The organism is Micrococcus porci (assembly GCF_020097155.1).
Taxonomy (GTDB): domain Bacteria; phylum Actinomycetota; class Actinomycetes; order Actinomycetales; family Micrococcaceae; genus Micrococcus; species Micrococcus porci.
The window spans coordinates 1,321,990-1,348,728 of record NZ_CP083691.1; the positions used below are offsets into that span (position 1 = coordinate 1,321,990).

At 73.9% G+C, this 26,739-nt stretch carries 28 protein-coding genes; 14 read left to right on the plus strand and 14 right to left on the minus strand.

Translation table 11 applies throughout. From position 1 onward, the window contains the following. Window positions 1–43: 43 nt before the first annotated feature. On the minus strand, window positions 44–1,618 hold the full coding sequence (locus KW076_RS06415) for an aminopeptidase P family protein (protein ID WP_224356741.1): 1,575 nt from the start codon (window positions 1,616–1,618) through the stop codon (window positions 44–46). A gap of 52 nt (window positions 1,619–1,670) precedes the next feature. On the opposite strand from KW076_RS06415, the gene KW076_RS06420 reads away from it, so the two are divergent. After that, window positions 1,671–2,528, plus strand: coding sequence for a PHP domain-containing protein (locus KW076_RS06420; RefSeq protein WP_224356742.1), 858 nt, complete (start codon window positions 1,671–1,673; stop codon window positions 2,526–2,528). A 187-nt stretch (window positions 2,529–2,715) separates the two neighbouring features. Here KW076_RS06420 and KW076_RS06425 read toward each other — a convergent pair whose 3' ends face one another. The 5 genes from KW076_RS06425 to KW076_RS06445 form a co-directional block, all read right to left on the minus strand. Further along, window positions 2,716–4,386, minus strand: a complete 1,671-nt coding sequence (locus KW076_RS06425; protein WP_224354531.1) for a DEAD/DEAH box helicase — start codon at window positions 4,384–4,386, stop codon at window positions 2,716–2,718. A gap of 239 nt (window positions 4,387–4,625) precedes the next feature. Next, window positions 4,626–6,143, minus strand: coding sequence for a ribonuclease catalytic domain-containing protein (locus KW076_RS06430; RefSeq protein ID WP_224354532.1), 1,518 nt, complete (start codon window positions 6,141–6,143; stop codon window positions 4,626–4,628). 35 nt (window positions 6,144–6,178) lie between these two features. After that, entirely contained in the window at window positions 6,179–6,403 is a 225-nt protein-coding gene (locus KW076_RS06435; RefSeq protein WP_224354533.1) for a DUF3107 domain-containing protein, read from the minus strand. Between the two features lie 40 nt (window positions 6,404–6,443). Continuing rightward, window positions 6,444–6,914 carry a TetR/AcrR family transcriptional regulator gene (locus KW076_RS06440; RefSeq protein WP_224354534.1) on the minus strand — a complete coding sequence of 157 codons (471 nt, stop codon included), beginning with the start codon at window positions 6,912–6,914 and terminating at the stop codon, window positions 6,444–6,446. A 3-nt stretch (window positions 6,915–6,917) separates the two neighbouring features. Then, on the minus strand, window positions 6,918–8,255 hold the full coding sequence (locus KW076_RS06445) for a glutamyl-tRNA reductase (RefSeq protein WP_224354535.1): 1,338 nt from the start codon (window positions 8,253–8,255) through the stop codon (window positions 6,918–6,920). Window positions 8,256–8,389: 134 nt separating this feature from the next. Here KW076_RS06445 and hemE point away from each other — a divergent pair, with 134 nt between their 5' ends. Genes hemE through KW076_RS06475 form a run of 6 tightly spaced genes read left to right on the plus strand, consistent with a single transcriptional unit; the run spans window position 8,390 to window position 15,091 of the window. After that, the gene (gene hemE, locus KW076_RS06450) at window positions 8,390–9,547 is read left to right on the plus strand and encodes a uroporphyrinogen decarboxylase (protein WP_224354536.1); all 1,158 of its coding nucleotides are present in this window, start codon (window positions 8,390–8,392) and stop codon (window positions 9,545–9,547) included. Further along, window positions 9,544–11,043, plus strand: a complete 1,500-nt coding sequence (locus KW076_RS06455; RefSeq protein WP_224354537.1) for a protoporphyrinogen/coproporphyrinogen oxidase — start codon at window positions 9,544–9,546, stop codon at window positions 11,041–11,043. Before hemE ends, KW076_RS06455 begins: the two co-directional genes overlap by 4 nt. A gap of 50 nt (window positions 11,044–11,093) precedes the next feature. Beyond that, window positions 11,094–11,798, plus strand: a complete 705-nt coding sequence (hemQ, locus tag KW076_RS06460; protein ID WP_224354538.1) for a hydrogen peroxide-dependent heme synthase — start codon at window positions 11,094–11,096, stop codon at window positions 11,796–11,798. Beyond that, complete coding sequence (locus KW076_RS06465; protein ID WP_434084311.1) at window positions 11,798–13,138, plus strand: ferrochelatase; 1,341 nt, start codon at window positions 11,798–11,800, stop codon at window positions 13,136–13,138. The genes hemQ and KW076_RS06465 overlap by 1 nt, the downstream gene beginning before the upstream one ends. Beyond that, on the plus strand, window positions 13,135–14,286 hold the full coding sequence (gene hemC / locus KW076_RS06470; protein WP_224354539.1) for a hydroxymethylbilane synthase: 1,152 nt from the start codon (window positions 13,135–13,137) through the stop codon (window positions 14,284–14,286). The genes KW076_RS06465 and hemC overlap by 4 nt, the downstream gene beginning before the upstream one ends. 1 nt (window position 14,287) lies before the next feature. After that, window positions 14,288–15,091 carry a uroporphyrinogen-III synthase gene (locus KW076_RS06475; RefSeq protein WP_224354540.1) on the plus strand — a complete coding sequence of 268 codons (804 nt, stop codon included), beginning with the start codon at window positions 14,288–14,290 and terminating at the stop codon, window positions 15,089–15,091. Window position 15,092: 1 nt separating this feature from the next. Here the strand turns inward: KW076_RS06475 and KW076_RS06480 are convergent, their stop codons facing one another. The 3 genes from KW076_RS06480 to KW076_RS06490 all read right to left on the minus strand — a co-directional run bounded on the left by KW076_RS06480 (window position 15,093) and on the right by KW076_RS06490 (window position 17,466). Next, entirely contained in the window at window positions 15,093–15,437 is a 345-nt protein-coding gene (locus KW076_RS06480) for a hypothetical protein (RefSeq protein WP_224354541.1), read from the minus strand. A 117-nt stretch (window positions 15,438–15,554) separates the two neighbouring features. Further along, window positions 15,555–16,634 carry an NYN domain-containing protein gene (locus KW076_RS06485; RefSeq protein WP_224354542.1) on the minus strand — a complete coding sequence of 360 codons (1,080 nt, stop codon included), beginning with the start codon at window positions 16,632–16,634 and terminating at the stop codon, window positions 15,555–15,557. A 220-nt stretch (window positions 16,635–16,854) separates the two neighbouring features. Next, the gene (locus KW076_RS06490; RefSeq protein ID WP_224354543.1) at window positions 16,855–17,466 is read right to left on the minus strand and encodes a class I SAM-dependent methyltransferase; all 612 of its coding nucleotides are present in this window, start codon (window positions 17,464–17,466) and stop codon (window positions 16,855–16,857) included. Window positions 17,467–17,691: 225 nt separating this feature from the next. Here KW076_RS06490 and KW076_RS06495 point away from each other — a divergent pair, with 225 nt between their 5' ends. Together KW076_RS06495 and KW076_RS06500 are read left to right on the plus strand one after the other, a co-directional pair. Continuing rightward, a complete protein-coding gene (locus KW076_RS06495; protein WP_224354544.1) occupies window positions 17,692–18,825 on the plus strand; it encodes a hypothetical protein in 1,134 nt (377 codons plus the stop codon). A 47-nt stretch (window positions 18,826–18,872) separates the two neighbouring features. Then, complete coding sequence (locus tag KW076_RS06500; protein ID WP_224354545.1) at window positions 18,873–19,196, plus strand: hypothetical protein; 324 nt, start codon at window positions 18,873–18,875, stop codon at window positions 19,194–19,196. A 540-nt stretch (window positions 19,197–19,736) separates the two neighbouring features. Here the strand turns inward: KW076_RS06500 and KW076_RS06505 are convergent. Beyond that, window positions 19,737–20,327 (minus strand): hypothetical protein, encoded by a 591-nt coding sequence (locus KW076_RS06505; RefSeq protein WP_224354546.1) that lies wholly within the window; start codon window positions 20,325–20,327, stop codon window positions 19,737–19,739. Window positions 20,328–20,628: 301 nt separating this feature from the next. Here KW076_RS06505 and KW076_RS06510 point away from each other — a divergent pair, with 301 nt between their 5' ends. Both KW076_RS06510 and KW076_RS06515 read left to right on the plus strand, forming a co-directional pair. Further along, window positions 20,629–20,973: a recombinase family protein gene (locus KW076_RS06510; protein ID WP_224354547.1), complete on the plus strand. Its 345-nt coding sequence runs from the start codon at window positions 20,629–20,631 to the stop codon at window positions 20,971–20,973. Between the two features lie 35 nt (window positions 20,974–21,008). After that, window positions 21,009–21,179, plus strand: coding sequence for a GNAT family N-acetyltransferase (locus tag KW076_RS06515; RefSeq protein WP_224354548.1), 171 nt, complete (start codon window positions 21,009–21,011; stop codon window positions 21,177–21,179). A gap of 22 nt (window positions 21,180–21,201) precedes the next feature. Here the strand turns inward: KW076_RS06515 and KW076_RS06520 are convergent, their stop codons facing one another. Genes KW076_RS06520 through KW076_RS06530 form a run of 3 tightly spaced genes read right to left on the minus strand, consistent with a single transcriptional unit; the run spans window position 21,202 to window position 22,895 of the window. Continuing rightward, on the minus strand, window positions 21,202–21,717 hold the full coding sequence (locus KW076_RS06520; protein WP_224354549.1) for a GNAT family N-acetyltransferase: 516 nt from the start codon (window positions 21,715–21,717) through the stop codon (window positions 21,202–21,204). Window positions 21,718–21,760: 43 nt separating this feature from the next. After that, window positions 21,761–22,372 carry an O-methyltransferase gene (locus KW076_RS06525; RefSeq protein WP_224354550.1) on the minus strand — a complete coding sequence of 204 codons (612 nt, stop codon included), beginning with the start codon at window positions 22,370–22,372 and terminating at the stop codon, window positions 21,761–21,763. Between the two features lie 4 nt (window positions 22,373–22,376). After that, a complete protein-coding gene (locus tag KW076_RS06530) occupies window positions 22,377–22,895 on the minus strand; it encodes a GNAT family N-acetyltransferase (protein ID WP_224354551.1) in 519 nt (172 codons plus the stop codon). A gap of 93 nt (window positions 22,896–22,988) precedes the next feature. Here KW076_RS06530 and KW076_RS06535 point away from each other — a divergent pair, with 93 nt between their 5' ends. Genes KW076_RS06535 through hemL form a run of 3 tightly spaced genes read left to right on the plus strand, consistent with a single transcriptional unit; the run spans window position 22,989 to window position 25,913 of the window. Further along, a complete protein-coding gene (locus KW076_RS06535) occupies window positions 22,989–23,573 on the plus strand; it encodes a P-loop nucleotide/nucleoside kinase family protein (RefSeq protein ID WP_224354552.1) in 585 nt (194 codons plus the stop codon). 31 nt (window positions 23,574–23,604) lie between these two features. Continuing rightward, entirely contained in the window at window positions 23,605–24,591 is a 987-nt protein-coding gene (hemB, locus tag KW076_RS06540) for a porphobilinogen synthase (RefSeq protein ID WP_224354553.1), read from the plus strand. Then, on the plus strand, window positions 24,588–25,913 hold the full coding sequence (gene hemL, locus KW076_RS06545; protein WP_224354554.1) for a glutamate-1-semialdehyde 2,1-aminomutase: 1,326 nt from the start codon (window positions 24,588–24,590) through the stop codon (window positions 25,911–25,913). Before hemB ends, hemL begins: the two co-directional genes overlap by 4 nt. Window positions 25,914–26,004: 91 nt before the next feature. On the opposite strand, the gene KW076_RS06550 is transcribed toward hemL, so the two are convergent. Further along, the gene (locus KW076_RS06550) at window positions 26,005–26,691 is read right to left on the minus strand and encodes a 3'-5' exonuclease (protein WP_224354555.1); all 687 of its coding nucleotides are present in this window, start codon (window positions 26,689–26,691) and stop codon (window positions 26,005–26,007) included. Window positions 26,692–26,739: the final 48 nt, after the last annotated feature.

Below are 26,739 nucleotides of genomic sequence, written 5' to 3' on the forward strand. Positions count from 1 at the left end.
CCCGCCCACCGCGCCCCGGGAGCGCGCAGGAGACGCCGACGGTTCAGCCCTGCAGGCGCGCCATCCAGGCCTCGACGTCCTCCGGGGTGCGCGGCAGCGCGGCGGAGAGGTTCTCGGCGCCGTCCTCGGTCACGAGGATGTCGTCCTCGATGCGGACGCCGATGCCGCGGTACTCCTCCGGGATGGCCAGGTCCTCGGCCTTGAAGTACAGGCCCGGCTCGATGGTGAACACCATGCCCGGCTCGAGCACGGCGTCCAGGTAGAGCTCGCGCCTGGCCTGGGCGCAGTCGTGCACGTCGAGCCCCAGGTGGTGGCTCGTGCCGTGCGGCATCCAGCGGCGGTGGTGCTGGCCGGCCTCGGACAGGGCCTCCTCGGGGGACACCGGCAGCAGGCCCCACCCGTGGAGGCGGCCCGCGAGCACGCGCATGGCCTCGGCGTGGATCTCCCGGAAGCGGATCCCCGGCTTCACGAGCGCGAACGCGGCGTCGGCGGCGTCGAGCACGGCCTGGTACACGCGGCGCTGGACGTCCGAGTACGTGCCGGAGACCGGCAGGGTGCGGGTGATGTCGGCGGTGTAGAGGGAGTCGTCCTCGACGCCGGCGTCCACGAGGATCAGCTCGCCCTCACGCACCCGCCCGGTGTTGCGGATCCAGTGCAGCACGGTGGCGTTGTTGCCGGATGCCGCGATCGTGTCGTAGCCGAGGTCGTTGCCCTCCTCGCGGGCCCGGGCGAAGAAGGCGCCCTCCACCACGCGCTCGCCGCGGGCGTGACCCACGGCGCGGGGCAGGGCGCGCACGACGTCCTCGAACCCGGCGATCGTGGAGGCCACGGAGGCGCGCATCCGCTCGACCTCCCACTCGTCCTTCACCAGGCGCAGCTCCGAGAGGGCCTCGGCGAGGGCGGCGTCGGCGGCCCCGGCCGCCTGCGCGTCCACCCCGGCGTCGGCCCGGGCGGCGGCGACGACGGCGTCCATGTCCTGGTCCGCCTCGCGCAGCAGGCGCACGGCCGTGGCGGCGACGTCCTTGGTCACCGCGTTCTCCAGCTCTTCCAGGCCGGCGGTGCGCAGACCGGTGCGTGCGGCCAGCTCCGCGAGCGTGGGGCGGGGGCCGATCCAGAACTCGCCCGCGCGGGGGTCGGAGTAGAACTGCTCCGTGTCCCGGCCGGCCAGCGGACGGAAGTACAGGGTGGCCGCGTGGTCCGTGCCCGCGTCGCCCGCGCCCGCGTCCGTGGGCTCCAGGACGAGGACGGCGTCCGGCTCGTGGTCCACGCCCAGGCCGGTCAGGTGGGCGAACGCCGAATGCGCGCGGAAGCGGTAGTCCGTGTCGTTGGAGCGGACCTTGGGGCGGCCGGCCGGCACCACGATCCGCTCACCCGGGAACATGGCCGAGACCGCGGCGCGGCGGCGCGCGGCGAACGGGGCGGAGGCGTCCGGACCGGGCAGCTCCCGGGAGGCGGGCGCCCACTGCGAGGCCATGAAGGCGCGGAACGCGTCCGAGGTCGGCTTCTGCGAGCGGTTCTCCACGCGCTCGGCCAGCGGCTGCGGGCTCAGGGCCGCGCCGGAGTCCGCGGCCGCCTCGGGCGCCAGGTCGTCGTTCTGCTGTGCGGATGCGTCGGTCATGCCCCCATCGTCTCACCGCCCCGCCGCGGGGACGACGACTACGCTGTGAGCCATGTCCACGGCGCGCTACGACCTGCACACGCACTCCACCGAGTCGGACGGCACCGAGCCGGCCGCCGACGTCGTGCACGCCGCCGCTCTCGCCGGACTGGACGGGCTCGCGTTGACGGACCACGACACCACGGCCGGCTGGGCCGCGGCCGCCGACGCCGCCCGGGAGACCGGGCTGCTGCTCGTCCCCGGCATGGAGATGTCCTGCATGGCCGCGGACGGCACGAGCGTGCACCTGCTCAGCTACCTGCACGACCCCGCGGACCCGTCCCTGCTGGCCGAGCTGGGCGCCTCGCGCGACGCCCGGCTCACCCGCGCGCAGTCGATGACCGACCGCCTGGCCGAGGACTTCCCCATCACCTGGGACCTCGTGCGCGAGCACGCCTCGGAGAACGCGACGATCGGCCGCCCGCACATCGCCGACGCGCTCGTGACGATCGGCGCCGTCCCGGACCGCTCCGCGGCGTTCTCCTCGATCCTGCGCGGCGGCTCCAAGTACTACGTGCCGCACTACGCCGTCGACCCCGTGGAGGCGGTCCGGCTCGTCCGCGCCGCCGGCGGGGTGCCCGTCTTCGCGCACCCGCGCGCCCGACTCCGCGGGCGGATCGTGGGCGACGACGTCCTGGAGGCGATGATCGAGGCGGGCCTGGCCGGACTCGAGGCCGACCACCGGGACAACCCCGAACAGGAGCGCACGTGGCTGCGCGAGACCGCGACGCGGCACGGACTGTTCGTCACGGGCTCCTCGGACTACCACGGGGCCGGCAAGCCGAACCTGATCGGAGAGTTCACCACCGGCCCCGAGGTGCTCGCCGAGATCGAGCACCAGGGGACGGGCGCGGCGGTCGTCCGCGGCTGAGCCGACGCGCCGCCTCCGACGCTTTCGATCGCGAAACGGACGGCGTGTCCGGGGTTGTCGTGCGCGAAACGGAGGGCGCCCCGCACCCCGGGACGAGGGGATGCGGGGCGCCGTCGTCAATGGAGTCCACTTCACGGACGAAAGCCTCTCCCGAGGCGTTCACTTCGCGGACGAAAGCGTCCGCGCGTCAGCCGTCGATCACGTCACCGCCGCGCCGACGCGTGCGGGTGCGGCGTCGGCGCTCGCCGGAGGCGCCTTCCGAGCGCTCCGCGGCGGCCGGGCGGTCGGCCTTCTCGGCCCGCGGGGCACGCTCCGCGCGGGGCGCCCGCTCCGCCTTCACCGTCTTCTCGGGGCGCGGCGCCCGCTCCCCGCGAGGCGTGCGGTCCTCACGCGGGGGCCGATCCTCGCGGGAGGCCCGGGAGCCGCCGCCGGCGCGCCCGCCCCGGCCGCCGGAGCGCTCGCCGCGCCCGCCGGACCGGGAGCCCGACCGCTCGTCGCGACCGCCGCGGGCCGCCTTCTCCTTGGCCTCCGGGCCGCCGAGGTCCTCGAGCCGCTCGGCGTCCAGGCCGGCGAGCACGCGCTTCTCTTTCGGGAGGCGCCCCTTGGTGCCCTTCGGGATGCCGAGGTCGGAGAAGAGGTGCGGGGACGAGGAGTACGTCTCGACGGGCTCGGGCTGGTTCAGCCCCAGCGCCTTGTCGATCAGCGACCAGCGCGGCATGTCCTCCCAGTCCACCAGGGTCACCGCGGTGCCCTTGTGGCCGGCGCGGCCGGTGCGGCCCACGCGGTGCACGTAGGTCTTGGCGTCCTCGGGGGCCTGGAAGTTGATCACGTGCGTGACGTCGTCGACGTCGATGCCGCGGGCCGCCACGTCCGTGGCCACCAGGATGTCCACCTTGCCATTGCGGAACGCGCGCAGGGCCTGCTCGCGGGCGCCCTGGCCGAGGTCGCCGTGCAGCGGGCCGGCGGCGAACCCGCGGTTCGTCAGCTCCTCCGCCACGCGGGCGGCGGTGCGCTTGGTGCGCGTGAAGATGATGGTGCGGCCGCGGCCCTCGGCCTGCAGCGCGCGCGCCACGAGCTCGTCCTTGTCCATGTGGTGGGCCCGGTAGACGAGCTGGCGGATGTCCTTCTTGGTGAGGCCCTCGTCCTCCGGGTCCGATGCGCGGATGTGCGTGGGACGGGTCATGTACCGGCGGGCCATGGCGATCACGGGGCCGGGCATCGTGGCGGAGAACAGCATGGTCTGGCGGACCTCGGGCACGGCGGCCAGGAGGGTCTCCACGTCGGGCAGGAAGCCGAGGTCCAGCATCTCGTCGGCCTCATCCAGGACCACGGTGTTCACGGCGTCCAGGCGCAGGTGCTTCTGCCGCAGCAGGTCGATGAGGCGGCCGGGGGTCCCGACGACGACCTCCACGCCGCGCTGCAGCTCCTCGATCTGGGGCTCGTAGGCGCGCCCGCCGTAGATCGTGGCGATGCGCAGCGGACGGTGCTTGGCGGCGGCCACCAGGTCGCCGGCCACCTGCACGGCGAGCTCGCGGGTGGGGGCGACGACCAGGGCCTGCGGGGCGCCGGCGGCGCCGGCCGCGACGCGCGTGTCCCAGCCCGCCTCGTCGGGGCCCACGGCCCGCTGCAGGGCCGGGATGCCGAAGCCCAGGGTTTTGCCGGTGCCGGTCTTGGCCTGGCCGATGATGTCGTGGCCGCCGAGGGCGACGGGCAGGGTCATGGCCTGGATGGGGAACGGGTGGACGATGCCCTTCTCGGACAGGGCCCGCACGATGGGCTCTTGGACGCCGAAGTCGGCGAAGGTCTGCTCGGGGGCGGTGGGGGCGACGGCCTCCGCGGCGGCGGTGTTCTCGGTCATGGCGACTCGCAGTTCGTCTCGGGCGCCGCGGGCGGCGGCCGAGGGGCCGGGCCGGGCGCGATGGGGGAGCCGATCGCGGGAACACGGGCGGGGCCGGACTGTCCGGGCCCCGTGGAACCGGTCTGGGCCGCGTGCGAGGCGGGCCGTGCCGAATCCGGCAGGACGGGCGCCGCCGGGCCGCTCACGCGAGAGGACGGGCGGGCGCTTCAGGGTGATCAGATGCGACCGGTCATCCTGGTTCAGCGTGCGCTGTGGGGCCAGTCTACCCCGGAGGCCGTGACCTTCCCGGCGGCGACGTCGACGGCGTCGACGCGCACCCGGACGACGGTGCCGGGCTCGGCCCGGCCGGGCACCCGCAGCGACACCGCGGGGTCGGTGAGCTGCACGTCCGTGCCCTTCTCCGAGGTCCGGACCGCCGTGCCCTCGAGGACGGACCCCACCCGGGCGGCCAGCAGCGCGGCCTCGACCAGGTCGGTGGCCGCGCGGTCCGCGGCCGAGGCCCGTCGCCCGGACTCCGCCATCAGCGCCGGCAGGTCCGGCAGCGCCCGGCGCACCCAGTCCGGGACCGGCTCTCCGGCGACGTGCGCGTGGCAGAGCACCAGCACGAAGCGGTCCACGAGGCGGCGCAGGGGCGCGGTGGTGTGGGCGTAGGGGGCGGCGAGGGCGGCCTGCTCGGGGTCCTCGGGCAGGGCGCGGAGCGCCGGGTCCACGGACCCGCGGTCGAAGGCGGTGTACCCGGCGCCGCGGAACAGGGTGGTGGCGGCGTGCATGACGGCCAGCCCACGCGGGTCGGTGGGGTCCACGGTCCGCAGGTAGGCGCCATAGTCCAGCTCCTCGCCCCACGGCAGGCCGAGGGCCCGGGTGCGGGCGCGGAAGGCGTCCACGGCGTCGGGGTCGGGGGCGGGCATGGTCCGCAGGATCCCGACGCCGGCCTCCAGCATGATCCGCGCCGCGGCCATCCCCGTCATCAGCGACAGCTGGGCGTTGTGGTCCTCCGCCGCCAGGGGGACGCGCTGCACGAGCGTGTAGGCGCCGTCCACGACCGAGATCTCCTGGTCCGGCATGGAGAGGGAGGCGCCGCCGCGCGCGGCCTCCTGGGCGGTGCGCCGTGCCCCGACCTCGGGCAGCAGGGCGAGGGACGCCCGCACCTCGGCGGGCCAGTCGGCGGCCTCGGGGGCGGCGTCGTCGTCGAGGAGGGCCTGGACCTGCGGATAGGCCAGCTGCGCGCGGGAGCGGATGCGGGCGCGCACCAGGTCGGTGGAGGCCACGGCCCCCTCCGCGTCCAGGACGAACGTCCACACGAAGGTGGGGCGCTCGACCTCGGGAAGGAGGGAGGCGGCGTCCTCGCTGAGGACCTCCGGGTGCAGGGGGACGCGCCCGTCCGGCAGGTAGACGGTCTGCCCTCGCCGACGGGCCTCGGCGTCGACGGCGCCCTCCGGCGCGACGAACCCCGGCACGTCCGCGATGGCGTACCGCACCGTGAGCTCGTCCCGGCCCGGGCCGGCCTGCAGGTGCAGGGCCTGGTCCAGGTCCGTGGACCCGGCCGGGTCCACGGTGACGAACGGCACGGCCGTCAGGTCCGCCCGGTCCGGGTCCGCGGCCACGCGGCCGGGGACCTCCGCCGCGGCGCGCTCCGCCTCGGTCAGGACGTCCGCGGGGAACTCACCGGGCACGTCGAGCTCCGCCCGCAGGGCGCGCAGGCGGGCGGCGAGGGCGGCGTCGGGGCCGCCGCGGACCTCGAGGGCGTGGTGGGGCACGGCCGGATGGGGCTGCGGTGGTCAGGCGGCGCGGATCAGACCGCGGCGAAGCCCAGCGGGGCGGACTTCTTGGCGCCGATCTCCACGAAGCCGATGCGGTCGGCCGGGACGATCACCTGGCGGCCCTTGGTGTCCGTGAGCGCCAGGGTGGTGCCGTCGGCGAGGGCGGCGTCCACGAGGGCGCGCACCTCCTGGGCGGTGTGGTCGCTCTCCAGAACGACTTCGCGGCCGACGTGCTGCACGCCGATGCGGATCTCCATGGTCACGTTCCTCTCGTCACGGGATGATGCTGCGGCAAGCCTACGGGAGCCGGGGGCGTGCGCCAGGGGGGCGCCGGGCGTTCACCCCGGGGCGTAACGCGGCGCGGCTCAGGACGCGCCGTCGACGCGGTCCGCGATCGCGTCCAGGCCCAGCCACAGCACGTTCTCCACGACCTCGGCCGCCTTCGCGGCGGTGGGCCGAGGTGGGGGAGTCCATGTAGCGGAACACGGCGTGCACCGCGCTGCGGGCGCGGGTGCGGTTGTCCTGCGTGGAGGCGGTGCCCTCGACGATCAGGGCGCGCAGGCGCTCCACCTCCGCGTCCAGGAGCTCCAGGAACAGCTCCTGCTTGCCCCCGAAGTGCTGGTACACGACCGGCTTGGACACGTCGGCCCGTTCGGTGATCTCGTCCATCGACGTGCCGACGTAGCCCTGCGCCGCGAAGACGACGCGGGCGACCTCCAGGAGCTGGCCGCGCCGCTCGGCCCGGGGCAGGCGCGCGGGGGCGGCCACGGCTCAGGCGGTCCTGCGGGCGTCGTCGGCCTCGGTCGCGGGGCAGGCGTCCCCGGGGGCGTCGGCGGGTCGCGTGCCGGGCACCGGGATGTCGAAGAGGACCTCGAGGGCGTGCTCGAACTCGTCGAGGCGTCCCTGGGCGGCCAGCTCCCTGGCGCGCACGCTCGGGGTGTGCAGCAGCTGGTTGACCATGCGCCGCAGGGCGAACTGCACCTCGTCCGCGGCGGCGGTGCAGCCGTGACGGGCGCGCACGCGCTCCATCTCCCGGTCCAGCGCGGCCATCGTGTGTCCGCGCAGAGCCTTGATGGCCGCGTCAGCGGTGCGGCCGCGACGCGCGGAGGTGTACTCCTCGAGCGCGGTCTCCACGAGCCCGCGCGCCTCGGCGACGGCCGCCTGCGCCTGCTCGGGGGCGGCCAGCCGCACGGACTCGAGGGTGATCAGGTCCACGCCCTCGAGCTCCCCGACGGCGGGGTCGAAGTCCCGGGACAGGGCCAGGTCCACCACGGTGACCGGCCGCTCGGCGCCGCGGCGCAGCCCGGCCATCCGTTCGGGGCTGATCTGGCGGTCGCCGCCGGACGAGCCGATGATCACGTCGGCCTCGGCGACGGCCCCGGCCACGTCCGCGCCGCCGAGGGCCAGCGCCCAGCCGCCGCGGTCGGCGACGAACTGGGCCGCGCGGCCGGAGGCCGAGTGCACGCCGACGGCCTGGGCGCCGCGGTCGGCCAGCTGGGCCAGGGTGGTGCCGGCGTACGCGCCGGTGCCGATCAGCAGGACGTTGGCCTCCTGCCAGAACGTGCGGCGGGCCATGGCGTCGGTGAGGCCGCGCAGCTCCTCGGCGAGGTCGAGGGCGACGGAGACCACGGAGCGTCCGGTGGCCCCGAGCGCGGTGTGGGAGCCGACGTCCTTCGCGGTGCGGGTGGCGGACTCGAACAGACGCGTCAGGCTGCCGGTGGCCGTCCCGGCGTCGCGCGCGTCGACCAGGGCGCGGCGCACCTGGCCGGCGATCTCGCGCTCGCCCACCACCGCGGAGTCGAGGCCGGCCCCGACCTCGAAGAGGTGGCGGGCGGAGGCGTCGTCGTCGAGGACGCGGAAGGCGCTGCGGACGGCGTCCTCGGGCAGGCCGGACTGCTCGGCGATCGCGGCGACGATCCGCTCGCGGGCCGCGTCGGCGTCGCGGGCGTCGGCGTACACCTCGACGCGGTTGCATGTGGCCAGCACGACCGCCCCGTCGTCCGTCGAGGACGCCAGGGCGGAGCCGACGCCCGCGGACCCCGCGCTCAGGCGGGCGACGGTGTCGAGGCTCAGGTCTTTGTGGGAGGCCACCAGGGAGAAGACAGTCACAGCAACGTCCATCTTAGCCCCGTGGTCGCCCGGGCCCGCCCCGTGGCGGACCACCGCCCGCCAGAGCGGGCGGTGGTGTGGCGTGCGCCACGCGGATGCGGCGTCGGCGGGCTCCGGATGGGATGATCGTGGGCATGTCCGCCATGACCACGCCCCCCGGCCTGCCTGCGGAGCATCCGCTGAGCACGGCCGACCCCGCCCGTTCGACCGCCGACGCGCCTCTGGTGTGCGCCCTGCGCGGCCGACGCCCGCACCGGCACCCGGTCTGGTTCATGCGCCAGGCCGGCCGCTCCCTGCCGGAGTACCGGAAGGCGCGGGAGGGCGTCGGCATGCTCGAGTCCTGCCTGCGCCCGGAGCTCGCGGCCGAGATCACCCTGCAGCCGGTGCGCCGGCACGACGTCGACGCCGCGATCTTCTTCTCGGACATCGTGGTGCCGCTGAAGCTGGCCGGCGTGGGCGTCGAGATCGTCCCGGGCGTCGGTCCGGTGCTCGACCACCCGGTGCGCACCGCGGAGGACGCCGCCGCCCTGCCCGAGCTCGAGGACTCCGCCCTGGACGTCATCCGGGAGGCCGTGTCCCGCACGGTCGCCGAGCTGGGGCCCACCCCGCTGATCGGTTTCGCCGGCGCCCCCTTCACCCTGGCGGCCTACATGGTGGAGGGGCGTCCCTCCCGCGACCACCTGGGCCCGCGCCGCATGATGCACGGCGACCCGCAGACGTGGGCCGCGCTCGCCGCGTGGGCCGCCACCGTGTCCGGGCAGTTCCTCCGCGCGCAGCTGGAGGCCGGCGCCTCCGCCGCGCAGCTGTTCGACTCCTGGGCCGGCTCGCTCTCCGCCGCCGACTACCGCAAGCACGTCCAGCCGCACTCCGCGGCGGCGCTCTCCGCCGTGTCCGACCTGGCCGGGCCCGGCGTCGAGGGCGGCGCCCCGCTGCTGCACTTCGGCACCGGCACCGGCGAGTTCCTGGACCTCATGCGCGACGCCGGCGCCTCCGCCGTCGGCGTGGACCACCGCATCACCCTGGCCGAGGCGCACCGCCGCCTCTCCTCCCGCCCCGGCCCCGACGGGCGCGCCGCCGTCCCGCTGCAGGGCAACATCGACCCGGCCCTGCTGGGCGCCCCGTGGGAGGTCCTCGAGGCGCACGTGCGCGAGGTCGTCGCCTCCGGCGCCGCGGCCCCGGGCCACGTGGTCAACCTCGCCCACGGCGTGCCCCCGGAGACCGATCCGGAGGTCCTCACCCGGGTGGTGGAGCTGATCCACTCGATCCCCGTGGCGGACGGGGCGGAGAAGTGAGCGGGTCGGCCCTCGTCGTCGGCGGCGGGATCGCCGGGCTGCTGGCCGCACGCCGCCTGAACCAGCAGGGCTGGGAGGTGACGCTGGCCGAGGCCACCTCGGTGCTCGGCGGCACGCTCTCCGCCCGCTTCCTCGACGTGCCCTCCGTGTCCGACTCCGGCGCGGTCGAGCGGCAGACCCTCGAGCTCGACGGCGGCGCCGAGTCCTTCGCGGTGCGCGGGGCCGCCGTGCGCGCGCTCGTCGACGAGCTCGGCCTGGGGGACGACGTCGTCTCTCCGGAGCCGCTGGGCTCCTGGCTGCACGGCCCCGCCGGCGCCGTCCCCGCCCCGCGCGTGGGCCTGGTGGGCATCCCCGGCGACCTGGACGCCCCCGACGTCGCCGCGGCCCTGAGCCCCGCCGGACTCGAGCGCGCCCGCCGCGACCTGACGGAGCCGATGGACCGCTGGGCGGCCGCCCGCGCGGCCGGTGAGCCCGTCACGGTGGCCGCCCTCGTGGCGGACCGCCTGGGCGACGACGTCCTCGAGCGCCTGGTGGTCCCCGTCGTCGGCGGCGTGCACTCCGCCGACCCGGCCGTGGTGGACGTCGAGCGCGTCGCCCCCGGCCTGCTGGCCGCGGCCGTGGAGCAGGGCTCGCTGGCCCGGGGGGTGGCCGCCCTGCGCGGCGGGCAGACCCCGGGCGCGGCGGTCGCCGGCGTCGACGGCGGCATGGCCAAGGTCACCGGCCGTCTGGTGCAGACCCTGCGCGAGGACGGCGTGACCGTGCTGCGCGGCGTGCGCGTCGCCGCCCTGTCCCGCCTCGGCGCGGACGGCCGCTGGTGGGCCCAGATCTCCGATCGGGACGAGGAGGTCGTCCGCGGCCTCGAGGCGGACCGTGTGGTCCTCGCCGTCGACGGCGTCGCGGCCTGGGAGCTGCTGGCCCCCGTCAGCGGCGACGCCGTCGACCCCGACGCCGGCCCCGCCCTCGGCGAGGGCGTCGCCCTGGCCACGCTCGTGGTGGAGGCTCCCGGCATGGACGCCGCCCCGCGCGGCACCGGCCTGCTCGTGGCGCCCGGCACGGACGTCCGCGCCAAGGCGCTCACCCACTCCACCGCGAAATGGGCGTGGCTGCGGTCCGTGGTGGACCGCCCGGACGAGTCCGGCGCGCCCCGCCACCCGCACCGCCACGTGCTCCGCCTCTCCTACGGGCGGCACGGCGGCGCGGCCGGCGACCTCGGCTTCCGCAGTGCCGACGAGGACCTGCTGGCCGCCGCCGTCGCGGACGCCGAAGCCCTGACCGGGGTGGAGCTGTCCGCCGACGACGTGCTCGCGTCCACCGTGACCCGCTGGCGCCGGCCCATCCCACCGCAGCACGGCCCGGACCGCGAGGCCATGGACCGCCTCATCGCCTGGGCGCAGGATGTGCCCGGCCTCGACCTCGTGGGCTCCTGGGTCCACGGGACGGGCCTGGCCGCCGTCGTCGCGGGCGTGGAGCGCACCGTGGCGCCCGCCGCCGCCTGAGACCCCGCCGGAACGAACTCACCGAAGTACCACGAAGGAAAGAGGACACCATGTCGAACACCGCGGCCCAGCCGGGCCAGGACTGGTTCACCACCTACACCGTCTTCGCGCGCCCGCAGGGCGAGCCGGGCTGGCTCGGCCTCGACGGCCGGGAGGCCAAGAAGGCCGTCAAGGAGTTCGACGGCGTCGTGAAGTCGCTGGCCACGCGCGGCGTGACCGTGCGCGGCGTCTACGACGTCTCCGGGATGCGTGCCGAGGGCGACGTGATGGTGTGGATGTACGCCCACGCGCCCGAGGACCTGCAGGCCGCCATCCGCGACCTGCGCCGCACCCGCCTGCTGGACGGGACGAACATGGTCCTCTCCGCCATGGGCGCCGACCGCATGGCCGAGTTCAACAAGGACCACATCCCCGCGTTCGCCATGGGCCGCAAGCCCCTGGACTGGCTCTGCTTCTACCCGTTCGTGCGCTCCTACGACTGGTACACCCTGGACCCCAAGGAGCGCGCCCGCATGCTCCGCGAGCACGGCAAGCTCGGCCAGGACTTCCCGCAGGTGTGGGCCAACACCACCTCCGCGTTCGCCCTGAACGACTGGGAGTGGCTGCTGGGCCTGGAGGCTCCGAAGCTCAACGACCTCGTGGACATGATGCGCCACCTGCGCGACAACGAGACCCGCCACTACGTCCGCGAGGAGGTCCCGTTCTACACGGGCCGCCGCCTCGAGACGTCCGAGCTGCCCGAGGTGCTGGCCTGATGACCGCCGTTCCGACGCACCGCGTCCCCGAGGACGCCCGGCGTCCCGTCCACGAGCCCGAGCGGGCCGCGGCGGGCGTCGACTACGACGCGTGCGGCGCCATGGCGCCCAAGGCCTACGACGCGCTGATCCTGGCGTCCTTCGGCGGCCCCGAGGGCCAGGAGGACGTGATCCCGTTCCTGCGCAACGTCACCCGCGGCCGCGGGATCCCGGACGAGCGCCTCGAGGAGGTCGCCACCCACTACCGGGCCAACGGCGGCGTGTCCCCGATCAACGCGCAGAACCGCGCGCTGATCTCCGCGATCGAGGCCGAGCTGGTCCGCCGCGGCCTGGAGCTGCCGGTCTACTTCGGCAACCGCAACTGGGAGCCGTACTTCCCGGACGCCCTCCAGCGCGCGTACGACGACGGCCACCGCCGGATCCTCACCGTCACCACCTCCGCCTACTCCTGCTACTCGTCCTGCCGCCAGTACCGCGAGGACATGGGCCTCGCCATGGAGAGGACCGGGCTCGAGGGCAAGGTGGACCTGGACAAGACCCGCCAGTACTTCAACCACCCCGGCTTCGTGGAGCCCTTCGCGGAGGGCCTGCGCGCTGACCTGGCCTCCCTGCGCGAAGAAGTGGGCGAGGACGCCCGCGTGCACCTGCTGTTCGCCACGCACTCCATCCCCACCGCGGATGCCGCGGCGGCCGGCCCCCGCGGGCTCGCCGCAGCCCTGCGCGAGCAGGCCGGCGGCGAGCCGGGCGACGTCGAGGGCGCGGACGCGTACTCGGCGCAGCACCTCGACGTGATCCGCGAGGTGCTGGCCCGCGTGCCCGAGGCCGAGGGTGTCGACTGGTCCCTGGTGTACCAGTCCCGCTCCGGCGCCCCGCACGTGCCGTGGCTGGAGCCGGACATCAACGACGCCCTCGAGGCCCTGGCCGGTCCCGACGCCCCCGCGGACGCGGACGGGCGCGCCCTGGCCGGCGTCGTGGTGGTGCCGGTGGGCTTCGTGTCCGACCACATGGAGGTGGTCTGGGACCTCGACACCGAGGCCAAGGACACCGCGGCCGAGCTCGGCGTGGCCTTCCGCCGCACGCCGACCCCGGGGACCGACCCGCGGTTCGTCTCCGGCCTCGTGGACATCGTCGAGGAGCGCCTGGGCCGGCGGGAGGGCCGCGAGGCCGTGGGCTGCTTCCCCGCCTGGTACGACGTCTGCCGCCCGGACTGCTGCGTCAAGGTGATGCGGGACGGGTCCGTCCGTCCCACCACCTCCGCGGTGGACGCGCCGGTGCGCGGCCTCGCCGAGCACCGGGGCGAGCAGGACGGGGCCGACGACGCGGGAGCGCAGGACTCGTGAGCGGGCCGGGCGCGCCCGCCGGGGACGGGCTGCGGGTCGGCACCCGCGGCTCCGCCCTGGCCACCACCCAGACCACGCACGTCGCCGAGGCTCTCACCGACCGCTCGGGGATGCCCCACGAGCTCGTGGTGATCCGCACCGAGGGGGACGTGACCACCGGCTCCCTGGCGTCCCTGGGCGGCACCGGCGTGTTCGCCTCGGCGTTGCGGTCCGCCGTCCTGGACGGGCGCGTGGACCTGGCCGTGCACTCCCTCAAAGACCTGCCGGCCGCCCAGCCGGCCGGCCTGGAGATCGCCGCCGTGCCCCCGCGCGCGGACCTGCGCGACGCCCTCTGCGCCCGCGACGGGCTCACCCTGGCGACCCTCCCCGAGGGCGCCCGGGTGGGCACCGGCTCCCCGCGTCGCGTGGCCCAGCTGCGCGCCCTGCGCCCGGACCTGGAGCTCGTGGACATCCGCGGCAACGTGCAGACCCGCCTGGCCCGTGTGGCCGGGCACGAGGTCCACGACGACGACGCCCCCGCCGCCGCCGGCGCCCCCCGCGGGGACCTCGACGCGGTGGTCCTGGCCTGCGCCGGGCTCGACCGGCTGGGCCTGCAGCACGTCATCACCGAGCGGATCGATCCCGAGGTGATGCTCCCGGCCCCCGGCCAGGGCGCGCTCGCGGTGGAGATCCGCGAGGAGGACGGGCCGCTGCTCGGCCCGTCCGCCGTGGACCCGGACAGCCACGCCGGCCGGCTGCGCGCCGCACTGGAGCTGGTCGACGACCGCGACACCCACGTGGCCGTGACCGCCGAGCGGGCCCTGCTGCTGCGCCTGGAGGCCGGCTGCGCCGCCCCGATCGGGGCCGTGGCCCGCGTGGAGGAGGGCACGGCCGTGGACGGCTCGCCCGCCCCGCGGATCGTCATGTCCGCGATGGTCGCCGCCGTGGACGGTTCCCAGGTGCTGCGCCGGACCTCGTCCGTGCAGCTGGACGCCGTCCCGGAGGACGTGGCCGGGGACCCGGCCGAGGCCGACGAATGGATCGAGGACACGCTCTTCATGGCCGCCGGCGCCCTGGGCGTGCACCTGGCCGAGCTGTTCGTCGCCGAGGGGGCGGACCTGCTGCCCGGCACCGTGCGCGGCGTCGCGAAGCCCGACCCGGAGGCCTGAGGTGGACGGGCGCCCGCTCGTGCTCACCCGGCAGCCGGCTCAGGCCGGCACCCTCGAGGCGGACCTGGCCGCGGCCGGGCGGCGGGTGGCGTTCTGCCCGCTGACGGACTTCGAGCTGCCCCCGACGCCCGGCGGTCTGCGGGCGGTGGTCGAGGCCGTCGTCGGGGGTCGCTGCGCCTGGCTGCTGGTGACCAGTCCGAACGCGGTGCGCGCCCTGCAGGCCGCCGGGTGGACGGGCGCCGTGGGGGCGGGGGTCCGCGTCGCCGTCACCGGCGCCGGCACGGCCCGGGTGCTGGCCGACGCGGGCTGCGCCGTGGAGCCCTGGATGCCGGAGAGCGCCTCCGCGGCGGGCATCCTGGCCGAGTTCCCGGCGGCGCCGGCGGAGACGGGCGACGGCGCCCGCCGCGTCCTCCTGCCGCAGTCGGCGCTGGCCACCGCGGAGCTGGAGGAGGCGCTGACGCGGCGCGGCTGGGCCGTGGACCGCGTCGAGGCCTACCGCACCGTGCCGTACCCGGCGGACGCCGCGCGTCGCCTGCTGACGGAGGAGCCCGGGGACGCCGGGACGGTGGTCCCGGTGGCGGAGCTGGCGGGCGCGGACGTGGTCCTCACCAGCCCCTCGGCGGCGCGGGCACTGGCCGTGCACCCCGCCCTGGACGACCCGGAGCTGCGGCGGACCTGGCGACTCGTCGCGCTCGGTGCGCCCACCGCACGTGAGGCGCGCCGGCTGGGCCTGCGCCTGACCGGGCAGGCGGCCACGCCCGACGCCACGGGGATCCTCGCGGCGCTGGCCCGGCCGGTCGGCTGAGTCAGCGGGCGCCGTCGTCGGGATCCGCGGGAGCGGACCCCGCGGGGGGCTCCTCGGGATCGTCGGCGCCGCCCGAGGCGGGGGGCTCCTCGGCGGGCGCGGACGCGTCGTCGACGACGGGATGGGTGTGGACCTCGTCCTCGACGGAGGCGCCCAGTCCGGCCAGCAGGTCCACCCGCGGCTCGCGGAGGATCGCGACGGACACGTTGGCGAAGCCCGTGTGGGCGAGCAGGCGCGAGGCCTCCTCGTCCGAGAGGTCGTAGGCGTGCGCCAGCATGCGCACGTTCTCCGTGTAGAAGGCGTGAAGGCGGTCGACGCCGCGGAGGAACTCGAGGGTGTTGGCCATGCGGACACTGTCCGGCACGGCGGCGACGTCCTGGTGACCGCCGGATGAACGCCCGGCGACCACGATGCCGGACGGCCGACGGCCGACGGCCGCCGCGGCTCCGGGCGGGGCGTCGGCTCAGCCCTGCGCGCGGCGGCGCCGCTGCTTGAGGGTGACCTCCATGGACCGGCCCTCGGTGCGGGTCTCCAGGTAGGGCTGGTCCGCGACGAGCGTGGACAGCTTCGCGTGGCCGAAGTCGCGGGGGTCGAAGTCCACGTGGGTGCGGGACATGTGCTGGCCGATGAGGGACAGCGAGGCCCAGCCGTCGTCGCCGGAGGTGGCGTTCACGGCCTTGACCAGGGCGGACTGCAGGTTGATGCGGGAGGCGGGCTCGGCGTCGTCGTCGGCGTCCGCGCGCACGTCCGGCGGGGTCGGGTCCTCGGCGGTGATGACCTCGGCGGAGTCCACGTCCACGAGGACGGAGCCGCGACCGGCGCCCCGGCCGCGGCCGCGCACGGCGCGCTGCGGGGCGGCCTCGTCGGATTCGGGGGCCGGCGTCACGTCCGGGGCGGGTTCGACGACGGGGGCGGGCTCGGCCTCGGCCGGCTGCTCGGAGGCGACGTCGGCGGCCGGCTTGGCCTTGGCCCCGCGGCCCCGGCTCCCGCGGCGGTTGCCGGTGGCGGGGCCCTCCTTGGCCTCGCGCTCGTCCTTGGGGGAGGGCTCGGCCTGCAGGGAGGGGGCGGGCTCGTCGTCGTCGACGCCCTCGGTGTGCGTGCCCAGCAGCTCGAGGTAGATGAACTGGTCCACGGCGTTGCGCAGGGAGGCGGGCGTCTTGCGGGCGCCCAGGCCGATCACGCGCTTGCCGGACTCGCGGAGGCGCGTGGCCAGGCGGGTGAAGTCGGAGTCGGAGGAGACCAGGGCGAACGCGTCCACGTTGCCCATCCAGAGCAGGTCCATGGCGTCGATGATCAGCGCGGAGTCCGAGGAGTTCTTGCCGATGGTGTAGGCGAACTGCTGCACCGGCTGGATGGCGAGCTCGTTCAGCGCCTTCTTCCAGCCGTTGAGGTTGGTGGTGGTCCAGTCGCCGTACGCGCGCTTGATGGTCGGCGTGCCGTAGGTGGCCAGCTCCTCGAGGATGAGGCCGGCGTACTTGGGGGAGACGTTGTCGCAGTCCAGCAGGACGGCGATGCGCAGCGAGGCGGGAGTGGGTTCGGACATGCCTCCCAGGGTAGCCGGGGGACCGTGATGGGGAGGGGCGACGACGGCGGCCCCGGGTGTGGGTGGTCAGGGCGCGTCATGAACGGTGGTGCGACGGAGGTCGTGGCGAGGTGGTCGTGGCGACGGTTGGGGCATGTCCAGGGAGTCGTGGGCACGCCATTCGGAGCCCTTCGGCGGGGACGCCACAAACGACCGATTGTGCCGCCCCGGTCGCTGGGGGTCAGGCCGTCCGCCGGGCGATGACGGTAAAGGTGTGCCAGTGCTTGATGCCGTCGAAGGAGCGCCCCTCTTCGTTGCGTTCGTTCAATTCGATCACCTCCAATGCGTCGAGGAGTCGTTCCACCTCTTGCAGGGTGAGGTAGGTGCCTTGGTCTGAGGCCCAGGTGTCCTCGCAGCCGAAGAGATCGACCGCCAGGATGCCGCCAGGCAGCAGGGCCTGCCTGAGTCGTTCCCACACCGGTGCGAAGTGTGCGCGGGGGATGAAGGGCAGGGAAGCGTTGGCCAGAATCAAGTCGGCGAGGGGGAGGGGATCCCACTCTTCGATGAGGCCTGTCCGGTGTTCGAGGACGCCGAGGGAGGTGAGCTCGTGCATCCGCTCTTCGACGGAGGCATCGACGTCGATGGTGTGAACCGTGAGGCCTTCCTGGAGAAGGCGCCGCGCTTCGATGCCGGCGCCGCTGCCCAGTTCGACAGCACGTAGGCCTGACAGGTTCTGGTGGGTGGCGCGCAGTGCTGTGAGTGCCCGCTCGGTGAGAGGGCGCACGGCGGACGTGCCCGCGCGGGCGGCGTTGTAGGAATTCCAGTCGCTGGAGCTTGTGGGGGTGGCAATCATGAGGGCAGTGTCCCCCATGGTGGCCGCAGGAAGAGAGGTGAGAACGAGGGTTGACTCGCAATGGCGGCCCTGTGGCGAGTCTTGTGGCGGTGGTCCGGTCCGTCACAAACGACCCTTTCGGGCAGAGACGTGGAAACTCCGTCTCGGGGCCAGCAGAGTAGGGAAGGGGCCTGGCACCGCGGATCTGGCCCTCGACAGTGTCTGGAGGCCGGGGAGGAGGGGCCGATGAAGGCGAGTGTGCAGGACCTGCTGCCCGGCCCGCGTGGGCGGCGTCTGTGTCTGGAGGCGGCGAGGATGCTCAGCCACCGGGTCGCCGATCTGGTGTTCTGGCTGGGCTATGAGCTGGATCCGGACCGGGGCATCTCCTCCCTGGTCATGTGGCCCCCGGGCGGCGGTGCCCTGGAGGCGGGCGCGCGTCCTGCCGTGTCCATCGATCAGGTGGCGCAAGCCTTGGCCGACCTCGACCTCTCGGGCCTGACGGATGGGGTGGTCCAGGCGGCCCTGGTCGGTTCGGTCATGTCGGCCCGGTACTGGCAGGAGCCCGACGGCGAAGACGTGCTCGCCGGCCATCCGGACATCCACGCCGCCCTGGAGGCGGTGGCCGCGGGCGTGCTGGGCTCGGCGGCGGCCCGGCACTGGGGGAGTCCGCGCGCAGCGGCGCAGTGGGTCATCGACTGGCGTGCGTTCGAGGATCCGGCCCCGGTGCCCCGGGACGCTCGACGGGTCCTGGCGGCCTGGGCTCGAGAAGAACGGCGGCAGGAAGTCCGGGCCGCCGCTGAGCATCCTGTTGATCCGACGGCGAACTTCTCCGGGACCTGGTGGTCCATCCCGCAGGGGGCCGTCGTCAGCGTCGGGCAGATCCCGACTGGGTTGGACCTCGTCGAGGACGACATCGGCGCGGAGGCGGCCACGGTGATCCCGGTGCGGGGAGCGGGTCGGACGTATGAGGTCCGCGGCCCCGGGGACTGGATCCGGCTGTGCCGGCGGTTCCCGCTGGAGGTCAGTGCCTCGCGGCGGCACGACTGGTACCGGGTGACCGGACGGTCCGGGCGGTGGGTCATCCCGGACTGGGAGCAGGTCGCCTCCGAGTGGGACGCGGTGCACCTGACCACCTTGGGCTATCTCAGCGCGGCCACCCGCGCTCTGCCCGTGGAGGCGGGCGTGGCCACGGTGCTCGCCGGGTGGGACCCGGACACCACCGTGTGGCTCGCCGACGCGGTCCGTGAGTCGGAGGAGCCCCGCCAATGCTGGCAGCGCGTATCCGGCGACGACGGATGGGCCCGTTGCGTGCCCGTCCGTGATGTCGGCTCGGAGGGCCCCGCGCGGGGACGCGGGGCCAGCCCGCCGGTGGAGGGGTGAGCGGGCGTGGGCCTTCTGCGTCGGGCCAGATGCCTTCCACGGAGGCTGTGCTCAGCATCCTTCGGCGTCTGGAGCGGCGTCACTTCAGCCGTGATGCGTATGCGCGGTTGCTTGACGCCGACGTGACCGGGGAGGTGCTCACGGTGGTGGCCTGGCAGGGGGGTCCGTCCCCGTCGGACCCGGAGCGGGTGATCGCCCACCGCACGGACCTGCGCCAGCGTCTGACCGAGTGCCGTGGCGATCTCGAGGCGGTGCTGATGGATGCGTTGCAGTTCGGTGTGTACGAACCAAGCTCGCCGGGCAGGCCGCCGGCGGGGGATGAGCCTGCCCGGCTGCTGGAGAAGTATCCCGAGGCCACCTGGTACGAGTGAGGAAGCTGGAGCGACGCGCGGCAGCATCTGGTCAGCGTCCAGGCGGGTATACCCCCGATTGCGCTGAGCCCCTTTACGTCCACTTCAGGAAGTGGGCCAGTCTCAAGCGAGGGTGGCCCACATCAGCGAGCAGAGAATGAGCGGGCGCTGGATGTGTCGGGGAGACCCCTCGCGCTCATGCGTTGCGCCTCCGTGTAGACGTATGACATCTACGCGCCGAGGCTTTTAATGAGGGGTATTGCGATATTTGAAAGTCGACAAAATAAGAGCGACACCCGCAATCCCTAGCAGGCTTCCGGCAACTCTCCCAAATAGTTCCGAATTAATAAACCCCCCCATAAAAAAAGCTATCCCCAAAAGGATGAATGCAAATCCAAAAATTACATTCTGAAAACGATTCATGAAACTAGTTACACCGCCCGAGTGAAATTACAATAATAGTATCTTGGCAAGATTTATAAGGGTCTCCATACGAGTAAGAGCTATGCCCCGCTGCGCGATTTGACGTGGGGCATAGCTCTTACTTCCTTGATTCAAGTCTTAGCGACCCATAGCTTCGCGGCACGTCTGCAGAAAGCCTAGGCCGACCAAGGCGGCGCCCAGTTCGAGAATCTCCCTCTCGGCTGTACGAGTAGATATATTTCGGGCGCCAGCAAGGATTCGGGCAACCTTGGTAGCACCATACTTGTTCACGAGCCTAACAAGTCGTGCTGCAAGCGCTGCAACGCGAACAGTGGGGAAGACGGTGCCCCCGACGAAGAGCAGAATCTCCCCTGCGCACTTTGCCGTTTCGACCCATCCCAGGGCAGAAACCTCATTCTCCGAGTGAGATGTCTGCTCATTTGAAATGGACTCAAACTCTGCGTTTACATCTTCAACAGCGCGCTTAGCCTTGATCAAATCCGCGCTTGAAAAAGTGTATCCCGTCACTTTCCCATTCGGATCCTGGACTTCGAGAATCTTCATGGAAGAATCGATGGCGACCGTGCGGCCCCGGCGCAGACCCGGCGGGAGGTCGGTCGCAGGCCCGGCCATTGCAGGAGTCGCGGTCATGGTGAGCCCGGCAGAAATAATTGCCGCAGAACTCAGCTTGATGACTGAACGACGACTCGCCTTATTGATATCCGTCACGATTCCTCCAGGTGCTTGCCCTCTAGTTGTCGCTGAGAGGCTGCTTGTCCATCATGATGCCGGTCGGCTACGCGGGTGCTCTGATCATCGACTGTGATCGAGCAATGCAAGCATACAGCAATGTGTTGTGCGTTACCTAGCCAGGATGCTGTTGCGCGACCTGGAAGTGCAGTCCTCCTCCCCCGAGGAACTCTGTCCAGGCGGGTATACCCCTTTACACGCCTCGCCCACCCACGAGAGCATCACGTCAGAGACGGTCCTAAGCGGGACCGTTGGACATAAGTGTCGGAGGGTCTTAGACATGGTTGGACAGACGGTGGCCTATGTGCGGGTGAGCTCGGCCGAGCAGAACCTGGATCGGCAGCTGGAGGCGGTGGGGGAGTGCGACCGGATCTTCGAAGACAAGATCTCCGGCAGCTCCCGCGCCAAACGCACCGGGCTGGCGGAGCTGCTGGGGTACGTGCGGGAGGGGGACCTGGTGAAGGTCGCCTCGATGGATCGGTTGGGACGGGACACCCGGGATCTGTACGCGATCGTGGATGAGCTCACGGATAAGGGGTGTGCGGTGCAGTTTGTGTCCGAGCGGATCACCGTGGACAAGTCCGGCACCTCCCCGGTGGACCCCACATCGAGGACCCCACGGTAAGAGCAACCCCAAAGGGATAAGGCACGGTCTTCTACATGGCGGTGTTGCCCTCGCGTCGGGGTCAGGGGATGGGGCGTCGTCTGCATGCCCTCGGCCTGGCCGAGCTGGCCCGGCGTGGCGCGCGGAAGTACATCGGCTCCACCGGCCGGAAGAAGGCCGCCATGGTCGCCGTCTCCCGCGCCAACGACTGCATCGTGGAGGGATGACGGCGAGGGGTCTGCGCCTGGCTCACCCGCCCCGCTGCGTCCCTGTGCGGGGTCGGAATCCCAGCCGCCGGTAGATGCCCATGGCCGCCTCGGAGGTGCCCTCGCCGAAGCGCAGGCTCACGGCCGCGTCGCCGGCGGCGGAGCAGGTGTCGACGGCGTGCTGCACCAGGGCGCGCCCGACCCCCTTCCCGCGCACGGCGGGATCGGTGAAGAGGTCGATGATGAACGGACCCGCGAGGTCCGCGTCCCAGATCGAGCGGGTGACCACCATGATCGCCCCGGCCAGGCGCCCGTCCACCCATGCCGTGGCACTCGCGTCGGCGCGCAGCTCCCCGTAGTCGCCGCGGAAGGTCGCGTCCATCTCCTCGCGCGCTTCAGCCAGGCCGGAGGCGGCGACGCCGGGCGGGTAGCCCATGAGGTAGCACCGGGCCAGGTCGTCGGTCGTCCCGGTGTCCAGTCCTCGGAACTCGAAGTCTCCGCGGACATGGTCGGCGGCGTGGGCCGCCGGCAGGCGGAGCGTCAGCAGGTCGGTGGACACGGGGGTTCCTCTCGTCAGGGCGGGGTGCATCCCTGCCGTTCGATCACCCGACGCCGGAGCCGTGCCCGGGTCGGTCCTTGCTGACCAGCAGCAGGCCGGCGCCCACGGGCACCAGGGTGCTGCGGAAGCCCGGTGAGGCGTCCACGAGCGCACGGAAGGGGCGGACGTCGTCGGCGTGGGACAGGCAGTTGTCCACCACGAGCAGCCCCCCCGGGGCCAGGATGCGGGCCAGGTCGGGCCAGTAGTCCGGGTAGGCGGGGCGCTCGGCGTCGAGGAAGACCAGCGGCAGGCACCCGTCCTCGGCATCGGCCAGCACGTCCGCGGCGTCCGCCTGCCGGACGGTCACGACATCGGCCACCCCCGCCGCCTCCAGGTTCGTCCGGGCCTCGGCCAGGCGGGGTGCGTCGGGGTCGACGGTGGTGAGACGACCGCCGTGGGGCTCCAGGGCGTCGGCGATCCAGAGGGCCGAGAAGCCCGTGGACGTGCCCAGCTCCAGCACCTCGGCCGGGGCCAGCGTGCGCACGAGGATGTTGAGCAGTTCCGCGCTCTCCGGCTCCAGGTTGCGGCGGCGGTCCAGGCGGTCGGGCTGGGCGGCGTCGAAGTCGCGCCCCTCCTGCCAGAGGCGGTCCAGCAGCGCACGGCGTCTCGGGTCCATGGGGTCATCCACCAGGGGCGGAGGCCGCCCCGTCCACGACAGCGACGGGTCCCTCCCAGCGCTGCTCGCCGTCGACGATGTGTCCGGTAGGACGCAGGCCGAGCCGGCGCGCCACGGCGGCCGAGGCGGCATGGCCGGGGTGGATGTCGGCCACGACCTCGGAGACCCCGCGCCGGGCGAGCTCGTCGAGCAGCAGGCGCGCCGCGGCGGTCGCATGGCCCCGGCCCTGCCAGGGGACGCCGATCACCCACGCGATCTCGGCGGCTCCCCCCGCGACGGGGATGGTCGCCTGCACGTAGCCGACAGCCTCCCCGGTGTCGTCGAGCACCACGAGGTGGTTCAGCCACGTCTCGCTGCGGTCCTCGGAGTGGCCGCGGGCCTGGACTGCGTACTGGCCGGAGAGGGCCCCCCGGGTGGGCGGCTCGCCGCCCGTGAACGTGTACAGGGCCGGATCCGCGAGGACGGCGACCATCTCGTCGGCGTCGTCCGGGCGGAGGGGTCGCAGGTGGATCGGGGGAGTCATGGGCCCCACGGGATCGGGTCTGCGTGCGGATGTCAACACCGCCCCGGCGGGTCGGCGGGCGCGCCGGCGTCGCCACCCGGCACCATGGCAACGGTGTTCGAGGGAGGCGACCGGCCCTGGCTGTGCGTGCTCGCCGGACGTGCCGGGACGGGCAAGACCACGCTGGCCCAGGCGCTCGCGCAGGCGACGGGCGCCTGCTGCCTGCGGGTGGACGCCGTCGAGACCGCACTCGGGCGGGTCCAGGACCACGTGGGCGCCGCGGGCTACGCGGTCGTGCACGAGCTCGCCGTCTCGAACCTCCCGCTGGGCCACGACGTCGTCGTCGACGCCGTCCATCCCGTCCCCGCATCCCGGGCCGCCTGGACGCAGACCGCCGCGCGGGCGGGCGCGCGCCTGGTGGTCCTCGAGACGGTCCTGCCGGACGGGAGGGAGCACCGCCGCCGCGTCGAGACGCGCGAGGCCGACATCCCCGGCCACCGGGTCCCCACCTGGGAGGACGTCCAGGCGGACGGCTGGGTGGCGTGGGACGTCGAGCGCGACGGTCCCCCGGACCGTGATCGACACCACCACCCGCGCGGCCGCGCTGCGCGACGCGCCGGCGGCCCTGCCACGCCGGTGACGCGCACGCGTGCCTCCGAAGGCCCGGGCGCCGTCCCGAGCGGGACCGCGCACCCGTAGCGCGTCGGGCCCACGGCCTAGAATCGAGGGCATGTCCTTCCCCTTGAACCGTCCCCGCCGCCTGCGCCAGTCCGCCGCGATGCGCCGGCTGGTGGCCGAGACCCGCCTCCACCCGAACGAGCTGATCCTGCCGGCCTTCATCAAGGAGGGCGCCGCCGAGCCCGTGCCGATCGCCTCGATGCCGGGCGTCGTGCAGCACACGACGGACACCCTCAAGGCCGCCGCGGCCGAGGCCGCCGAACTGGGCCTGGGCGGCATCATGCTGTTCGGCGTGCCGACCACGCGCGACGCCGTCGGCAGCGCCGCCCTGGACCCGGACGGCGTCCTGAACCGGGCCATCCGGGACGTGAAGGCGGAGGTGGGGGACGGGCTCGTCGTGATGTCCGACCTGTGCCTGGACGAGTTCACCGACCACGGCCACTGCGGCGTGCTCACCGCCGAGGGCACTGTGGACAACGACGCGACGCTGGAGATCTACGCCCGGATGGGCGTCGCGCAGGCCGAGGCCGGTGCGGACGTGCTCGGACCCTCCGGGATGATGGACGGCCAGGTCCGCGTGATCCGGGAGGCCCTCGAGGGCGCCGGACATCACGAGACCGCGATCCTCGCCTACGCCGCGAAGTACTCCTCGGCGTTCTACGGGCCGTTCCGCGACGCCGTCGACTCCCAGCTCACGGGCGACCGCAAGACCTACCAGATGGACGCCGCCAACCGGAGCGAGGCCCTGCGCGAGGTCGCCCTCGACCTCGAGGAGGGCGCGGACATGGTGATGGTCAAGCCCGCGATGAGCTACCTGGACATCGTGCGGGACGTGGCGGACATGGCGGACGTGCCCGTCTCCGCGTACCAGATCTCGGGGGAGTACGCGATGATCGAGGCCGCCGCCGCACACGGCTGGATCGACCGGAAGGCCTCGATCGTCGAGTCCGTGCTCTCCATCCGGCGCGCCGGCGCCGACTCCGTGCTCACCTACTGGGCGGCCGAGCTCGGCCGCTGGATGAAGGAGGGGTCCCTGTGACCGCGTCCCAGCCGACCACCAACGCCGCCGCCTTCGCCGCGGCCCAGGCCGTCATCCCCGGCGGCGTGGACTCGCCCGTCCGCGCGTTCGGCTCCGTGGGCGGCACGCCCCGCTTCATGGCCGGCGCACGCGGCCCGTACCTGACGGACGTCGAGGGCACCGAGTACGTCGACCTCGTCTGCTCGTGGGGCCCCATGCTGCTCGGCCACCGCCACCCCGAGGTCCTGGAGGCCGTGCACGCCGCCGTGGACCGCGGCCTCGGCTTCGGCACCTCCACGCTGGAGGAGACCGCGCTGGCCGAGCTGATCGCCTCCAGGGTGCCGGTCGAGCGCGTGCGCTTCGTGTCCACCGGCACCGAGGCCACCATGACCGCCCTGCGCCTGGCCCGCGGCGTGACGGGGCGCAACCTGATCGTGAAGTTCGCCGGCTGCTACCACGGCCACTCGGACGGCCTGCTGGCCGCCGCCGGCTCCGGCGTGGCCACCGCCGCGCTGCCCGGCTCCGCCGGCGTCACCGAGGCCGCCGCCTCGGAGACCCTCGTCGTGGACTACAACGACCGCGCCGCCCTCGAGGCCGTGTTCGCGGAGCACGGCGAGCGCATCGCCGCGGTGATCACCGAGGCCGTGCCCTGCAACATGGGCGTCGTGGAGCCGGCCGAGGGCTACAACGCCTTCCTCCGCGAGATCACCGCGCAGCACGGCGCCCTGCTGATCTGGGACGAGGTGCTCACCGGCTTCCGCGCCACCGCCACGGGCGGCTGGGGCCTGTCCGGGCAGCCCGAGGGCTGGACCCCGGACATCTGGTGCTTCGGCAAGGTGATCGGCGGCGGCATGCCCGCGGCCGCTCTGGCCGGCTCCGCGGAGATCATGAACCACCTGGCCCCGCTGGGCCCCGTGTACCAGGCGGGCACCCTCTCCGGGAACCCGGTGGCCATGGCCGCCGGCCACGCCACCCTCTCCCGCGCCGACGACGCCGTGTACGCCGCCGTCCAGCGCGCCTCGGACGCCGTCCGCGAGGGCCTCGCGGCGGCGCTGACCGCCGAGGGCGTGGACCACTCCATCCAGCGCGCCGGCACCCTGTTCTCCGTGGCCTTCGGCACGTCCGAGCACGGTGTGCGGGACTACCGGGACGCCCAGGGCCAGGACGTGTTCCGCTACGCCCCGTTCTTCCAGACCATGCTGGAGTCCGGTGTCTACCTGCCGCCGTCCGTGTTCGAGGCCTGGTTCGTCTCCGCCGCCCACGACGACGCCGCCGTGGAGCGTGTGCTCGCCGCCCTGCCGACCGCCGCGAAGGCCGCCGCGGCCGCCACCCCACAGGGCTGACCGAGCCCGAGAGGACCCGCACCGACGACGACGGCGCCCCGCCCGGGGAGGGTGGGGTGCCGTCGTCGTCCGCGGGGGAGAGGACGCCGGCTCACACGTCCGGCTCCACCGGCCACGCGCGGGACACGGTGGCCTGGGGGTCCTTGCGGCGGAGGTACTCCTCGAAGCTCTCCGCCTGCTCCGCCTTCCAGCGCGCCTGCGCGGCGTGCAGCTCGTCCAGGGGCAGGTCCGCCTTCGGGTGCCGGCGCACGAGCTCGTCCATGACCTGCACGGCGGCGAGCGCGTCGGCGGCGGACGTGTGCGCATCCTCCAGGACCACGTCGTAGTGCTCGGACACCGCGCCGAGGGTGCGCTTGCCCTTGCGGAACCGGTCCACCTGCTTGTCCACCACGTAGGGGTCCACCACCGGGCGCGGCTCCAGCGGGGCGACCCCGTGGCGGCGGGCCTCCCGGTCCATCACGGTGAAGTCGTAGACGCCGTTGAAGGCCACCACGGGGATGCCGGCGGCGAAGAGGTCCCGCAGGGTCTCCGTGATCTCGGAGACGCCCCGGCGGGCCTCCAGGCCCTCGGCCCGCGCCCGCTCGGTGGTGACCCCGTGCACGGCGGCGGCCTCCTCCGGGATCGGCACGCCCGGGTCCAGCAGCCACTCCGCGGAGGACACCGCCTTCCCGGCGGCGTCCACCATGACGATCGTCGCCGTGACGATCCGGGCCTGCCTGGGGTCGCGCCCGGTGGTCTCGAGGTCGAACCCCGCGCGGATCTGCTCGTTCCAGCTCATGGCCCCCACGGTACCCAGCCCGCAGGACACGCTACGGCGCACGGAGGC

Bases quoted from the DNA above. Each gene is read 5' to 3' on its own strand.
- KW076_RS06415 (WP_224356741.1), bottom strand. From the start codon at position 1,618: ATGACCGACGCATCCGCACAGCAGAACGACGACCTGGCGCCCGAGGCG.
- KW076_RS06515 (WP_224354548.1), top strand. From the start codon at position 21,009: ATGGCGGTGTTGCCCTCGCGTCGGGGTCAGGGGATGGGGCGTCGTCTG.
- hemQ (WP_224354538.1), top strand. From the start codon at position 11,094: ATGTCGAACACCGCGGCCCAGCCGGGCCAGGACTGGTTCACCACCTAC.
- hemB (WP_224354553.1), top strand. From the start codon at position 23,605: ATGTCCTTCCCCTTGAACCGTCCCCGCCGCCTGCGCCAGTCCGCCGCG.
- KW076_RS06420 (WP_224356742.1), top strand. From the start codon at position 1,671: ATGTCCACGGCGCGCTACGACCTGCACACGCACTCCACCGAGTCGGAC.
- KW076_RS06485 (WP_224354542.1), bottom strand. From the start codon at position 16,634: ATGTCCGAACCCACTCCCGCCTCGCTGCGCATCGCCGTCCTGCTGGAC.
- KW076_RS06550 (WP_224354555.1), bottom strand. From the start codon at position 26,691: ATGAGCTGGAACGAGCAGATCCGCGCGGGGTTCGACCTCGAGACCACC.
- KW076_RS06510 (WP_224354547.1), top strand. From the start codon at position 20,629: ATGGTTGGACAGACGGTGGCCTATGTGCGGGTGAGCTCGGCCGAGCAG.
- KW076_RS06490 (WP_224354543.1), bottom strand. From the start codon at position 17,466: ATGATTGCCACCCCCACAAGCTCCAGCGACTGGAATTCCTACAACGCC.
- KW076_RS06425 (WP_224354531.1), bottom strand. From the start codon at position 4,386: ATGACCGAGAACACCGCCGCCGCGGAGGCCGTCGCCCCCACCGCCCCC.
- KW076_RS06530 (WP_224354551.1), bottom strand. From the start codon at position 22,895: ATGACTCCCCCGATCCACCTGCGACCCCTCCGCCCGGACGACGCCGAC.
- hemE (WP_224354536.1), top strand. From the start codon at position 8,390: ATGTCCGCCATGACCACGCCCCCCGGCCTGCCTGCGGAGCATCCGCTG.
- KW076_RS06465 (WP_434084311.1), top strand. From the start codon at position 11,798: ATGACCGCCGTTCCGACGCACCGCGTCCCCGAGGACGCCCGGCGTCCC.
- KW076_RS06525 (WP_224354550.1), bottom strand. From the start codon at position 22,372: ATGGACCCGAGACGCCGTGCGCTGCTGGACCGCCTCTGGCAGGAGGGG.
- KW076_RS06480 (WP_224354541.1), bottom strand. From the start codon at position 15,437: ATGGCCAACACCCTCGAGTTCCTCCGCGGCGTCGACCGCCTTCACGCC.
- KW076_RS06495 (WP_224354544.1), top strand. From the start codon at position 17,692: ATGAAGGCGAGTGTGCAGGACCTGCTGCCCGGCCCGCGTGGGCGGCGT.
- KW076_RS06435 (WP_224354533.1), bottom strand. From the start codon at position 6,403: ATGGAGATCCGCATCGGCGTGCAGCACGTCGGCCGCGAAGTCGTTCTG.